General features: G+C 67.3%; 1 protein-coding gene. It reads right to left on the bottom strand.

The annotated features are described in order from the left end of the window. Positions 1-278: FAD-dependent oxidoreductase (locus IVB32_RS34020; RefSeq protein WP_247412819.1), on the bottom strand; the 278-nt coding region annotated here is incomplete at both ends.

Genomic DNA, 278 nt, shown 5'->3' with positions numbered 1-278 from the left:
TTCGAGTCCGAGCAGACCACCGCCGACCACGACGACGCGCTTCCTGGCGGCCGCGAGCGTCAGCAGCAGGTCGACGTCGCGGGTATCGCGAAAGGTGTGCACGCCGGCGAGATCGGCGCCGGGCACGTTGAGCCGTAGCGGCGTCGAGCCGACGGCGAGCACGAGCTTGGAATATTCCATGCTCTCTTCGCCTTCGATCTTGAGCTCGCGTCGGCCGGTGTCGATCTCGGTGACCCGATAGCCGTAGCGCACCGTGACACCGCGATGGCGCCACCAGT

The organism is Bradyrhizobium sp. 23 (assembly GCF_023073295.1).
Taxonomy (GTDB): Bacteria; Pseudomonadota; Alphaproteobacteria; order Rhizobiales; family Xanthobacteraceae; genus Bradyrhizobium; species Bradyrhizobium canariense_D.
Note: the sequence above shows the minus strand (reverse complement) of the source record. Positions and strands in the feature narration are given on the sequence as shown.